We start from the raw sequence: 12,793 nt of genomic DNA on the forward strand, positions 1-12,793 counted from the left end.
CTACTCGTAGCTTTCGCTAAATGCTCTGCCAACTCGTTGGCTCTTTTCGTGCAAACGCTGCTTACATTTGCCCACCACAAACACACTCAAATGAAGCTTTTACAAAATAAGGTAGCCATCATCACCGGCGCAGCCCGCGGCATTGGCGAAGGCATTGCCCTGAAATTTGCCGAGCAGGGCGCAACCGTTGTATTTACATACGTTAGCGAAAGCAGCGCCGAAAGGGCCGCAGCTTTACAGCAAAAGCTGGAAGCCCTGGGTGTAAAAGCAAAAGCGGTGCGCAGCAACGCCGGAGATTTTGCCCAGTGCGAAACCTTGGTGAACGATGTAGTAAAAGAGTTTGGCACCGTTGACATCCTGGTGAACAACGCCGGCGTGTCGAAAGACAACCTGCTGCTGCGCATGACCCCGGAACAATGGGACGAAGTAATGGACATCAACCTAAAAAGTGTGTTCAACATGACCAAGCAGGTGATCCGCCCCATGATGAAAGCAAAAAGCGGCTCCATTATCAATATGAGTTCGGTAATTGGGCTCATGGGCAATGCAGGCCAGGGCTCATATGCGGCTTCCAAGGCGGGCATTATTGGATTCACGAAAAGCGTGGCTAAAGAACTGGGCAGCCGCAACATCCGTTGCAACGCCATTGCGCCGGGTTTTGTAGAAACCGATATGACCTCATACCTCAAAGAAGGCGAGCAGGCCGATAAATACAAAGCGGGCATTCCGCTGGGCCGGTTTGGCACCTCCGAGGATATTGCCAACGTTACCCTGTTCCTGGCATCCAACCTGGGTGCCTATGTTACGGGGCAGGTGATTGCAGCCGATGGCGGTCTTTATATGTAATTAAAATTGCCTGATAGCGGATGAGAAGTCAATGGTGAAACTGCGAAAGTTGTTGCGCCATTCATGATTAAAATCTTCCATCCGACAAATCATTCCATTCATCGAAAAGAGCTGCCAATGGCGGCTCTTTTTATTAGGTTTGCAGCACTAAAAAATGCATAACTGCGTTAAAAGCAATATTTAATACAGTGTTCGGCTTACATTTGCGCCAACTAAAACACTGCTGACAAATTTTAAAGATCTTGGACGGGCCTGACGGTTAGTGCAAACTTGCCGCCCCGGTTCCCGGAAATCCAATGTGAATTATGAACCTGTTAAACCGCCTTTTCCTCCTCCTCCTTTGTTTTGTTGCCTTGAACACTGCTGCACAGTTGCCCGCCGACCTGAGCAACGTTCGCGCTGCGCAAATAACCGACGCGCAGTTGCAACGGATTGTAACGCAGGCCCAAAGCAGCGGCATGACGCCGCAGCAACTGGAAACCGAACTCCTGCGCCGCGGTTTGCCCCCTGCCGAACTTGCCGAGATCAAACAGCGCATTGAACAGCTGGGCACCAACAACGAAGAAGGCGACATGGAAGATGAAAGCGGCAACACTTCGGATAAAGGCAAGCGTACTGCGCCCAAAAGCAAAAACAATCCACCCAATAAAGAAACCCTGGAGGCCAGCCTCAAGCGGTCGCGCATTTTTGGTTCCGAGCTTTTTGCCAATACCAATCTCTCCTTTGAGCCCGACCTGCGCATGGCTACGCCCAAAAATTATGTGATTGGTCCGGACGATGAATTGATCCTGAATGTATACGGAGTAAACCTGTCGCAGCAAAACTTAAAAGTAAGCCCCGAAGGGACGATCAATGTAAAATACGCAGGCATCATCCCGGTGGCTGGCCTTACCATAGAAGCCGCCACTGCCAGCATTCGCAGCCGCCTGGTGCGTTTTTACCCGGGTCTTTCCAGTGGCCAAACCAGGCTCAGCGTTACGCTGGGCAACATCCGCAGTATCCGTGTTATTTTAATCGGCGCCATCAACCGGCCCGGTACCTACACGCTGCCTTCATTGGCTACGTTGTTCAATGCGCTGTATGTAAGCGGCGGCCCTGCCGAAAATGGCTCATTCCGCAATATTGAACTTATTCGCGGCAACAAAGTGGTAGCCAACGCCGACCTGTACGATTTTTTGCAAAAAGGCGATCTGAAAGGCAACCTCCACCTCGAAGACAACGACGTGATCAGGGTGCCTTATGCACAAAAACTCATTACCCTCAATGGTGAATTGAACCGCCCCGGTATTTTTGAACTGCAAAGCGGCGAAAGCCTGCAGCAGGCGCTGGAGTTTGCCGGCGGATTTAAAAGCAAAGCGTTCAAAGGCCGCATTACTGGCAACCGGTATGCAGGCATCGGCCGCCAGGTGCTCGATATTGCCGGCGATTCGCTGCGGTTTTTCCAGCCACTCCACGGCGATGAATTTGTCGTTGATTCCGTGATCAACCGGTATCAAAACCGAGTAATGATTACCGGTGCTGTGTTTAAACCCGGTGCTTATGCGCTGGATGGCACTGGCATGACCCTGAAGCAACTGATTGCCAAAGCACAGGGTTTAAAAGAAGACGTATACGGCGGACGGGCCATTGTGGTGCGTACCCGCGAAGACCTGTCGAAAGAATATGTGGCGGTAGAACTGAAGCCCATTATTGCCGGTGGGCAGGATGGCCTGCTGCTGCGCCGGGACGACAGCATTCATGTGGCTTCCATTTTCGACCTGCGCGATACCACTAACGTAACCATCAATGGCGCGGTGCGCAAACCGGGCACCTTCCGGTTTGAAGAAGGCCTTTCTTTAAAATCGCTCATCATCAAAGCCGAAGGTTTTGCCGACAATGCCACAGGCCGGGGTATTGAAATCTCTCGTCGCAAACGCAACGTTGATGTGGCTAAAGCCGGCAGTGACATTGTAGAGATCATCCGCATTGACGACGATAAAGAACTTTCCAACAGCAGCACTGATGTGGTATTGCAGCCATTTGATATTGTAACGATTAAAGAAGATCCTTTTTATAAAAAACAAATCAGCGTAAAAGTAACCGGCGAGGTGTTGATGCCCGCCGTATACACCCTGCAAAGCCGCGAAGAGCGATTGAGCTCGTTGATCAGGCGTTCGGGTGGGTTGCTGTATACCGCAAGTGTAGGTGGTGCCAAATTGATTCGCCAGAAAAAGGCAGAAGTAGACACCTCTGAAGTAAAGCGCCTGTTGGCTACGGCATCAAAAGATACATCTGTATCAACAACCAAAGTGGAGCAGCTTGCAAAAACCACCACTGAAGTGGCCATCAACTTGGGTTATATTTTAAAGCACCCGGGTAGCGCTGATGACATCACATTAGAAGAAGGAGATGAGCTGATCATACCGCGCATCAACAATACGGTAAGCGTGAACGGTGAGGTGTTCAAGCCGGTAGATATCATGTACGAACGGGGTAAAAAATTGAGCGATTACCTGAGCGATGCCGGTGGTGTAACCCAACGAGGAAAACGCTTCAAAGCATTCGTGATATATCCGAATGGCGGATCGGCCAAGACCAGGAAGATATTGGGTATTTTCCCTAAAGCACCAAAGATCCAACCGGGCTCCAGCATTTTTGTGCCGGAAAAACCTGAGCGGCAGGGGTTTGATGTGGCAAAGGCTGGGATATTTATTTCGGCACTAACGGCGCTGGTTACTGCCGTATCGATCATTAGTCGTTAGATTTTGCATTGAGTAAACAGCTTGAATGGTTATTGGGCAGGCACAAACCGGAAGGCATGGTGCACTGCTTTTTTTGTAAAATATATAGATGGAATGCCAGGTTACCGGTACATGAAAATGTGGCTGAGGTGGCGAAGCCATGTGGCTTTATGCCGGTATAACCTAAGTTGACTCGTGGGCTACGAAAAACGAAGAAAGAAAAATTTCTATGCAATCGAAAAGCGAGGCTGCCTATACATTGGATGACGTATTAAATCCTTTGCGGGCTTTTTTCTTGTTTCTCCGTAAAAGGTGGTATTTCTTTTTATTGGCTGCTATTGGCGGCATTGGTATCGGCGTTTATGTTAATAGCAAGCAAAAAGCAAAATACGAAGCCGTTTGTACGTTCATTTTGGAAGAGAAGTCGGTCGGCGGTGGCGGACTGGCAGGGCTTGCATCGCAATTTGGTTTAAATATGGGTGGCTTGGGTGGCGGCAGCATTTTTTCAGGCGACAACATCCTGAACATTCTTCAATCGAAAAAAGTCATTCAGGGAGTGCTGTTGAGCAAAATCGACAACACGCCAAATAGCCAGTCGGAAACACTGGCGGATTTATACCTGTCCTTTTCCGGAATAAAAAACCAATGGCGCAATGATCCTGCTTTATCGCAAATAAATTTTGCGCAAATAAAAGGGCAAACCACACCGCTGCAGGACAGTATATTGAACATGGTGTTTGAAACGGTTGTCAAAAACAACATATCGGCAGAGCGGTTGAGTAAGCAAGGATCGATCATAAAAGTGCAGGTAGTAGCGCAGAACAGCCTTTTTGCACGGTTGGTTACACAGCGGTTAGTGGAAGAGGCGAGTAAACTTTTTTTAGAAGTAAAAACCGGCACTGCAGAAGCTAATATTAGGGAGTTACAGCGCCGCGCAGATTCTCTTTTGCTGCTGCTCAACCGAAAGTCTTTTACGGCGGCGGCCAGCCAGACGCTGGATATCAACCCGGGCTTGCGTACAGCCACCGTGCCTACAGAAATAGCTACCCGTGATAAAACCGTTATCGCCACTTTATATTCGGAGGTAGTAAAAAATCTGGAAGCAAGCAAGTTGATCCTTTCACAACAAACACCCGTGATACAAATGCTGGACATGCCGGGTTTGACATTAAAAGATACACGCAAAGGGCTTTCATTTATCCTGGTAGTAGGCGCCATGGTTGGTTTGCTGGCGATGTTTGCGGCTTGTTCCGTTTATTACTTTTTCAGCCCGGGCCGAAGACTATAAGCAAGGATGAATATTGCTATTGCCAAGCAGCGGTTTAAGTCGTACCAGAAAGTAATTTTCAATTCATTCTGGATCATTTTCGACAAGGTGATCCGGATGGCGGGTGGCCTCTTTATCGGGATATGGTTTGCACGTTACCTGGGTCCTTTTGAATTTGGCGTCTGGAATTATGCCTTTAGTATTATCAGCATGACCATCCCCTTTATTAACCTGGGGCTCAATAATGTGCTGCTCACCGACCTGATCCGGAAGGAAGAAAAAGGCAAGATCCTGTTCAATGCCCTGCTGATAAAACTATTTACCGGCACGGTTGCTACCCTAAGCATCATTGTTTTTGCGCAGCTACTTGGCAAGGAACCGCTTACAAGGGTACTGCTGATTATTCTTTCTTTTCAATGTATTCTGTTTGTATCGGATGTTTTTGACATCTTTTACCAGTCAAGAACAGAATCCCGTTTGACCGTTATTGTAAAGTCAAGCGCTTACCTTTTGTTTAGCATCTTCAAAGTATTTGCCCTGTTGGGCAATTACGGCGTGGTGTTTTTTGCATACATAACGGTGCTGGAGCTGCTGGTTGTGTTTGTGCTGCTGCTGGTGTTTTATTTCAACGTTTCAAAGCAAAAGCTTCATCACTGGCGACCCGACTGGGTGCTGATCAAAGACCTAGTGCGGCGGGCGTTGCCTTTTATGGCCGCCGAAATATTGATCACCATCTATACCCGCATAGACCAGGTAATGCTCAAAAACATGGTGGGCAATGTTGAACTCGGAAAATACAGTGCAGCGGTGCGCATGTCTGAAATCTGGTATTTTATAGGCAGTGCCATCAGCGTTTCATTTTATCCAACCCTAATCCAATTGAAAGAAAAAGGACCGCAAGCGTACCTGGAAGGCTTTCGCAAACTCTTTGGCGTGCTTTCTGCCATCGCCATATTGTTGTCGGTTTTGATCACGTTTACTGCCAACCCAATAGTCCATTTTCTCTACGGTTCGGAATTCGAGGGCGCAGGCCTGGTCTTAAGCATTCATATCTGGACAGGCGTGTTTGTTTACCTTGGCGTTGCGGCCAGTAACTGGTTCATGATCGAACAAAAACAAAGCCTGCTGCTGGTGCGGACGGCTGCCGGTGCTGTTATGAATGTGCTGTTGAACCTGTTGCTCATTCCTTATTTTGGCGGTGCAGGTGCCGCTATTGCTACACTTATAGCGCAGATCTTTGCCTCTTTTTTAATGAACGCATTTTCTGCACAAACGCTGCCTATATTTAAACTGCAACTGGGTTCATTATTGGTGTATAAACTGGTTGCCAAATATCGAAGTTAAAATGCCTACTCCCCCCGTACTGATCATCGCTTTTAATAGGCCGGAACATGCAGCACGTGTGTTTGCAGAAATTGCCAAAGCACGTCCCCAAAAGTTGTACATCGCCATTGATGGACCCCGGCAGCATGTGGAAACAGACCAGGAAAAAGTGCAGCAAACCATAACAGTTTTGAGCAACATTACATGGCAAGTAGAGGTACAATGGCTGGTAAGAGATCAGAACCTGGGGTGTAAACATGCGGTTTCCAGTGCAATTACCTGGTTCTTTGAACAGGAAGAATATGGCATAGTACTCGAAGATGATTGCCTGCCTTCACCATCCTTTTTTACTTTTTGTGCCGATTTGCTGGAGCAGTATAAAGATGTGGATGAAATTATGCACATAAATGGAGTCAATCTGCAGGAAGGCCAGATCCGCGGCAGCGGCACTTACTATTTATCAAGAATATGCCATGTGTGGGGATGGGCATCCTGGCGAAGGGCATGGCAGAAGTATGATATTTCCATGAATGGGGTAGAAGCATTTCTGGAAAGTGCAGCATTTAACGAGATAGCCAACTATCCCACTGCGAAAGCATTCTGGAGTGCCAACTTTTTGCCTACCATGCGGGGCCAAATCGACACATGGGACTACCAGTGGGTGTATTCGATATGGAAGAACAACGGCAAGTGCATCGCACCAAACTTTAATCTTATTCAAAACATCGGCTTCGATGAAGCTGCAACACATACCAAATCAAAAGATCCGGTATTGAGTAATTTAATTGCCCATGTATTGGAAGGAGCCGTCATCGACCCGGCAGATAAGGCTGTGCATCAAGCTGCCGATCAATTTACGTTCAAGAAGTTTTGTAAAGCACCTTCTTTATATGCAAGGTTGCGGGCAGGAGTAAAACGCCGGTTAAAGTTTAGTGCCTGAAGGCCGGCATAGAACCATACATTTATGAGAATGACGCCCAATCACATAGCTTGTAAGATTTGTGGTCAACATACTACTCCGGTATTTTCTAAAACCGTGTTGGGTAAGTACGACGTTGTCTATTTTAAATGTAGCGCATGCCAGTTCATTCAAACCGAAGAACCTTATTGGCTTTCGGAATCGTACCAAAGTGCCATTACAAACCTGGACCTGGGCTTGGTAAGCAGAAATGTGGTTAACAGTAGGTTTGTGGCTACATTGATCCAAACAATGTTCGATGGAAAAAAAAAGTTCATTGATTATGGCGGCGGTTACGGAATGTTTGTCCGAATGCTAAGGGACCGCGGGTTTGATTACTATCGTCAAGACATGTATTGCGCAAATATTTTTGCGAAGCACTTCGATGTTTCCGACCTCGCGCCGACGACCAGGTTTGAACTATTAACGGCATTTGAAGTGTTCGAGCACTTGGTTGACCCAGCCATGGAACTGGAGCAGATGCTGCAATATTCCAACAACATTTTATTTTCAACAGAGCTGCAGCCCGAGGGCGAAAACATAAGCAACTGGTGGTATATAGCGCCGGAAACCGGCCAGCATATTGCCTTCTACACGCTTCGTTCCCTTCAGGTACTGGCAGAGCGGTTTGGTCTTTATTTACTGTCGCATGGCACCTACCATTTATTTACCAAAAACAAAATGCATTCAACGCTGTTCAAACTGTCCACTAACAGAAAATTTCAGATTTTATCCGGATTGTTTGCGCAGCCCAAAACATTGCTGGATGCCGACTTTGATCAGGTAAGAAATGAGTTAAACCGGTCATTTATTCAACAGCAATAACTCGTTTCAGGAGCCATCGCTATGAAAGTGCTATACGACCATCAAATCTTCCTGTTTCAAAAATTTGGTGGTATTTCAAGGTATCATTATAAACTGTACGAAAGCCTGCGCCAATTTTCACCAAAAGATCATTTCGAGGTGGTACATAATGGCTCAGACAATGCTTATTTAACCAACCCGAATAAGCGGTTTAACTGGTTGGGCTACCGTTTTTGGACCAATATAAACAAGCAGGTAGTTAATTGGAAAGTGAAAGATTTTGACGTTTTCCATCCAACCTATTACAACCCATATTTTCTTAAAAGCTTTGATCCTGCACGTTGTGTACTTACCGTACACGATATGATTCCTGAACGGGAAGCTGAATCAGGAAACAGCAACTTTCAACACCTGGTAGCCAGCAAACGCGAAATGATCAGGAAGGCGGCAGCTATCATTGCTATTTCAGAGACCACGAAGCAGGACATTCTGCATTATCTGGATACAGACGAACGCAAGATTGCAGTGGTCCATCACGGCGGCCCGGATTATTTCGGCAATCAATCAGGCGAAGCGGCGGACCACAGCCCGGATGTGGCACCTTACCTGTTGTATGTTGGCGAACGCAACGGCTATAAAAATTTTCGCCTGGTAATTGAAGCCTTGCATTCTTTTATGAAAAAGAACCGGGTGAAACTACTTGCTGTAGGTAAACCTTTCAACCCGACGGAAAGCGAGTTGCTGGCGCAATATGGTGTGGAAGACCTGGTAACGCCGGTCACAAATATTACGGACGGGCAATTGCATCAATTATATAAATACGCAGTCTGTTTTATTTTCCCTTCTACAATGGAAGGTTTTGGCATTCCTATACTTGAAGCATTCCAGGCGGGCTGCCCGGTAGTGTGTAGCAATACCGCTATATTTAAAGAAATAGCTAGTGATGGCGCTTCATATTTCAATCCGGAAGAACCCGAACCACTACTGCAGGCCGTTGAACAAGTGGCCGCAGATAAGCAACTCCGCTGCCATTTAACAACCGAAGGAACAAAACGGCTACAGGCTTTTTCATGGGAGCATACCGCAAGGTTGACTTATGAAGTGTACCAAAAGGTGGCCGACGCCGCCCGTAATTAGGCTGGAAGCACAAATTGCCACTGCGATATTTTCGATACCAACATAAACCAATGACTAAAGCATCGAGGAAATTAAAAGACAGCATCAAGCAAATTTTTTCCAGGGCTGATCTGCTCGTTGAAAAAAAGACACCGCTCAACTCGGAGCAAAAGCTATTGGATGTATTGCAAAAGCGGTTCAATATTGATATAGTGATCGACGTGGGTGCAAATACAGGTCAGTTTGCATTAGAGCTTTTGAGCGGTAATTTCAACGGATCAATTTATTCGTTCGAGCCGCTGCCCAAAACCTTCGAGCAACTTGCACAACGGGCAAGTGGTACAACAAAATGGAAAGCAGAAAATAAAGCGGTAGGCGACAAAGACGGAAGTATCGACATTAACATTGCAGCCAACACCGAAAGCAGTTCGGTATTACCCATGTTGGATTTACATGCGGAGATGGCGCCGGAGTCGGCTTATGTAGGCACAGTTACGGTACCCATCATAAAGCTGGATACTTATTTTAAAGATGCCGACCTTATGGGTAAAAACGTATTCCTAAAAATTGATGTGCAGGGATACGAAGAAAGTGTACTTGATGGCGCCACCCGGATCCTGCCCTTTATCAAATTAATTCAACTCGAACTTTCATTTGTACCGCTGTATGCAAATAGCCAGTTGTATTACAAAATGATGGAGCGGCTGGAGCATGCAGACTTTTCCTTTTATACTTTTCTGCCGGCTTTTACAAACTACAAAACAGGCGAGATTTTTCAAGTAGATGCCGTTTATGTACGCAGATAAAATTGCTCCATCGGAAAAGAAGCCGCTCATTTCTTATGTAACGGTAGTGCTCAATGGGGCGAACGATTTGCATGCAACCATCGACAGCATTGTTCCACATGTTTGCAATGAAGTGGAGTATATTGTTGTAGACGGTGGATCGAGTGATGGTACCGTATCAATTATAGAACAATACGGAGCAAGCATCAGTAAATGGGTTAGTGAAAAAGATACGGGCATCTATGATGCTATGAACAAGGGCATCCGCTTGGCAAAGGGCGACTATATTTGTTTTATCAATATTGGCGATCGCTTGTTGCATTGCCCGCTGCAACAGTTGAGGTGTGCTGCGAGCCAAAATGCTGCTGCTGTTTCCTTCCCGGTTAAGTTATCAAATGGACAGTTGTTTTCACCAAGCTTTTCTCTTAAACTAGTGTTCGAAAATACAATGCATCACCAAGGAACATATTACCTTAAAGATGCGCTGGCATTTTTCGACATTTCATACAAAGCGTTTGCTGATTTTGATATAAATCAGAAATTATTTAAAGCAAATGTAAAAGTGGTCACCAATCTTGAAATAATCAATGCACTGCATAGCCTTGACGGCACCTCCAACTGTGCTACTAATTTTCCAGAGATTTTCACGGTAGTACGTAAAAATTTTGGAACCGTTGCCGCTTGGGGGTCATATCTGCACTTTCGGTTTAAATATGGCTTGGTGCCCAAAATTAAACGATTCATTTCCTAAATTGATTTTGTGCAGTTCTTTATCGACCTGTTTTTCTTAACCGTCTTCGTTCTCATTTATCTAGTTTTTTTTCTTTCCTTTTTCTATAGGCATAAAGGGCTTTTCTTAGTCATGCTTCTTAGTTTTATAACTTTCTATGATTTTATATTTATAAACATAGCACCTTACTTATCTACCATCATTTTTTATCTCATCAAATCTTGGCAAGAGTATTTAGTACTATTTCTGACTTCAGTGCTTATAATAACAATAAAGTCGCGTCCAGTAAACTGGCACAAATTTGATGCAATATTTTTGATCTCTTTTATAGCATTGACTCTAACGGGAATTATTACCGGTATAGTTCAGAAAAACGAAATCAGTCAGGTGTTTTTAGGCTGGAGAATGTATCTGTTGCCCTTTCTATGGGCTTTTTTACTTTACAAAACATCATTTTTTAAGCATACTAAAGCAGTCACAATTGTGCGGTACCTTGTATTTGTGCCTGTATTGATTGTGCTAGTGGCGCTATATTATAATGAGGTTTACAGGCAGGATTTACGAATCCTCTGGTTCTACAACTTCATCGATGAAATTAACCCAATTGAAAGTCATGCTTTCGATTTTATCAGAGACGATAAGCTTAGAGCAACAGGTATTTTCGTAAGTCCGCTCATATATGCCACATACCTTTCGATTTCATTAATTATACTATTTTTTTACCTGCTTTTTAGCCGCAGAAGCTTTTTAAAATCTTTTGGACTTTTTTCTATTTTACTGCTACTGGTATATGGACAGTACCTTTCGCGGACCCGAATTGGGTTTATTATTTTTGCAGTGGCGTTAATTGGCTCTGCGTTAGCATATTTCAAGCCTTCTACCAGATTTTCAGTGTTTCTATCGGTTCCTCTTATTTTATTGTTATTTACCTTTTTATCGTTGGGTTTGGGCTTCTCTGAAGATCCTTCCGCCTTAGGGCGCCTGCTACAATATGCCTCGGTACCGGAGCATTTTATATTATTTGGTGTAGGCTTTGGCAGTGAGTTGACGAATGTCCGCTTTGATTCATTTTATATTTCAGTTTTACTACTCTTTGGAGTGCTTGCCCCTTTATACTTTAGGCTATATTTCGTCCTGCTGAAGAAAATGCATCGCTGTTTACCATACTTCAAAAGTTGCGAGCATGATATTCATGAACGAATTATTTTCTATGCGGGATTTGGCTACTGTTTGTCATTTTTGTACACGTTTGGTTTTCACTTCACCGCAGGGTCGGCAACAATTCAGATGTTTTACCTGCTCCTTTTCTATTCCATATCAAAATATAGCCATCAGGTAACAAATGACACAAGGGTAAAATTAACAACATCAGTGGACAGTTATGGCAAATGTTAGCTATTGTGTTTTGGTAGTTTTGTACAAAATGAAAGCTGAAGAAGCGCCTACTCTTCAATCATTGAAGCAAAGCAGGGACCAACTGAATGGCTCGCATATTGTAGTGTGGGACAACTCTCCTGTTGCACAAGCAGAGGAAAGTATCAAATGGTTACAATCTGTGTTCAGCTCTTGTGAATACTTTTTTACTTCAGAAAATACAGGCCTCTCGAAAATTTATAATACAGTTTATCGTGCCTATCATTCCTATAGTCATTTTTTTATTCTAGATCAGGATAGTCGGTTTGATGGATCTTACCTGCAGAAACTTAAACAAAGCATCGTCGACCACCCATGGATTGACTTGTTTGTTCCCCTTGTCAGATATAAGGATACCATAGTAAGTCCCGGTAGATTTTTACTTTTTAAAGGGAATTACCGCAAGAAGGTGTTATTTGGCCCCAATTCTACTAAAAGTATGTGTGTTATATCAAGTGGAATGTGCATCTCATTCAGATATCTTAATTTTACTTTCAAGGGGTTCGATGAAGAACTAGATTTCTATGGTATTGATACATCATTTTCACTCCAATACCGCAGAAACAAGAGTTGGTTCTGCGTGATAGCTGCTGATTTCGGCCATTCTTTATCAATAAATGAAAATGAAAGCCCGGAGGTAAAAAAAAGGCGTTTTAATAACCTGCTTGCATCAACTAAGATACTGGTCAAAAATGAAAATTATCTGATCAAGGCTGCCACGCAATTGTATCTATGTTACCGCAATATAAAGTTTAAAATTACCTCAAAATAGTATGTAATAATTCTAGGACGTTGCCTGTATTACAGCTTTGAAAAATGAAATAGAAGATT

The 12,793-nt window shown here is 44.6% G+C and carries 11 protein-coding genes; all 11 read left to right on the forward strand.

What is annotated here, in order from left to right; all coding sequences use genetic code 11:
* Positions 1–90 precede the first annotated feature (90 nt).
* The 11 genes from fabG to EPD17_RS03005 all read left to right on the forward strand — a co-directional run bounded on the left by fabG (position 91) and on the right by EPD17_RS03005 (position 12,734).
* Entirely contained in the window at positions 91–846 is a 756-nt protein-coding gene (gene fabG / locus EPD17_RS02955; protein WP_132051634.1) for a 3-oxoacyl-[acyl-carrier-protein] reductase, read from the forward strand.
* Between the two features lie 305 nt (positions 847–1,151).
* Complete coding sequence (locus EPD17_RS02960; protein ID WP_132051636.1) at positions 1,152–3,587, forward strand: SLBB domain-containing protein; 2,436 nt, start codon at positions 1,152–1,154, stop codon at positions 3,585–3,587.
* 208 nt (positions 3,588–3,795) lie between these two features.
* A complete protein-coding gene (locus EPD17_RS02965; RefSeq protein WP_132051638.1) occupies positions 3,796–4,854 on the forward strand; it encodes a GumC domain-containing protein in 1,059 nt (352 codons plus the stop codon).
* 6 nt (positions 4,855–4,860) lie between these two features.
* Positions 4,861–6,177 (forward strand): flippase, encoded by a 1,317-nt coding sequence (locus EPD17_RS02970; RefSeq protein WP_132051640.1) that lies wholly within the window; start codon positions 4,861–4,863, stop codon positions 6,175–6,177.
* A complete protein-coding gene (locus EPD17_RS02975; RefSeq protein ID WP_132051642.1) occupies positions 6,158–7,096 on the forward strand; it encodes a nucleotide-diphospho-sugar transferase in 939 nt (312 codons plus the stop codon). Before EPD17_RS02970 ends, EPD17_RS02975 begins: the two co-directional genes overlap by 20 nt.
* A gap of 249 nt (positions 7,097–7,345) precedes the next feature.
* The gene (locus EPD17_RS02980; protein WP_165929504.1) at positions 7,346–7,939 is read left to right on the forward strand and encodes a class I SAM-dependent methyltransferase; all 594 of its coding nucleotides are present in this window, start codon (positions 7,346–7,348) and stop codon (positions 7,937–7,939) included.
* A 21-nt stretch (positions 7,940–7,960) separates the two neighbouring features.
* Positions 7,961–9,055 carry a glycosyltransferase family 4 protein gene (locus EPD17_RS02985; protein ID WP_132051646.1) on the forward strand — a complete coding sequence of 365 codons (1,095 nt, stop codon included), beginning with the start codon at positions 7,961–7,963 and terminating at the stop codon, positions 9,053–9,055.
* A gap of 50 nt (positions 9,056–9,105) precedes the next feature.
* Complete coding sequence (locus EPD17_RS02990) at positions 9,106–9,840, forward strand: FkbM family methyltransferase (protein WP_132051648.1); 735 nt, start codon at positions 9,106–9,108, stop codon at positions 9,838–9,840.
* Positions 9,827–10,570, forward strand: a complete 744-nt coding sequence (locus tag EPD17_RS02995; protein ID WP_165929505.1) for a glycosyltransferase — start codon at positions 9,827–9,829, stop codon at positions 10,568–10,570. Before EPD17_RS02990 ends, EPD17_RS02995 begins: the two co-directional genes overlap by 14 nt.
* A 294-nt stretch (positions 10,571–10,864) precedes the next feature.
* On the forward strand, positions 10,865–11,944 hold the full coding sequence (locus EPD17_RS03000; RefSeq protein WP_132051652.1) for a hypothetical protein: 1,080 nt from the start codon (positions 10,865–10,867) through the stop codon (positions 11,942–11,944).
* Positions 11,931–12,734, forward strand: coding sequence for a glycosyltransferase family protein (locus EPD17_RS03005; RefSeq protein ID WP_132051654.1), 804 nt, complete (start codon positions 11,931–11,933; stop codon positions 12,732–12,734). Before EPD17_RS03000 ends, EPD17_RS03005 begins: the two co-directional genes overlap by 14 nt.
* Positions 12,735–12,793 lie beyond the last annotated feature (59 nt).

Origin of the sequence: Pseudocnuella soli, from assembly GCF_004347775.1 — a bacterium.
GTDB classification, from domain to species: domain Bacteria; phylum Bacteroidota; class Bacteroidia; order Chitinophagales; family Chitinophagaceae; genus Flavisolibacter; species Flavisolibacter aquaticus.

What these genes read in the sequence shown, in the direction of transcription:
- fabG (WP_132051634.1), top strand. Translation starts at nt 91, where the DNA reads ATGAAGCTTTTACAAAATAAGGTAGCCATCATCACCGGCGCAGCCCGC.
- EPD17_RS02960 (WP_132051636.1), top strand. Translation starts at nt 1,152, where the DNA reads ATGAACCTGTTAAACCGCCTTTTCCTCCTCCTCCTTTGTTTTGTTGCC.
- EPD17_RS02965 (WP_132051638.1), top strand. Translation starts at nt 3,796, where the DNA reads ATGCAATCGAAAAGCGAGGCTGCCTATACATTGGATGACGTATTAAAT.
- EPD17_RS02970 (WP_132051640.1), top strand. Translation starts at nt 4,861, where the DNA reads ATGAATATTGCTATTGCCAAGCAGCGGTTTAAGTCGTACCAGAAAGTA.
- EPD17_RS02985 (WP_132051646.1), top strand. Translation starts at nt 7,961, where the DNA reads ATGAAAGTGCTATACGACCATCAAATCTTCCTGTTTCAAAAATTTGGT.
- EPD17_RS02990 (WP_132051648.1), top strand. Translation starts at nt 9,106, where the DNA reads ATGACTAAAGCATCGAGGAAATTAAAAGACAGCATCAAGCAAATTTTT.
- EPD17_RS02995 (WP_165929505.1), top strand. Translation starts at nt 9,827, where the DNA reads ATGTACGCAGATAAAATTGCTCCATCGGAAAAGAAGCCGCTCATTTCT.
- EPD17_RS03005 (WP_132051654.1), top strand. Translation starts at nt 11,931, where the DNA reads ATGGCAAATGTTAGCTATTGTGTTTTGGTAGTTTTGTACAAAATGAAA.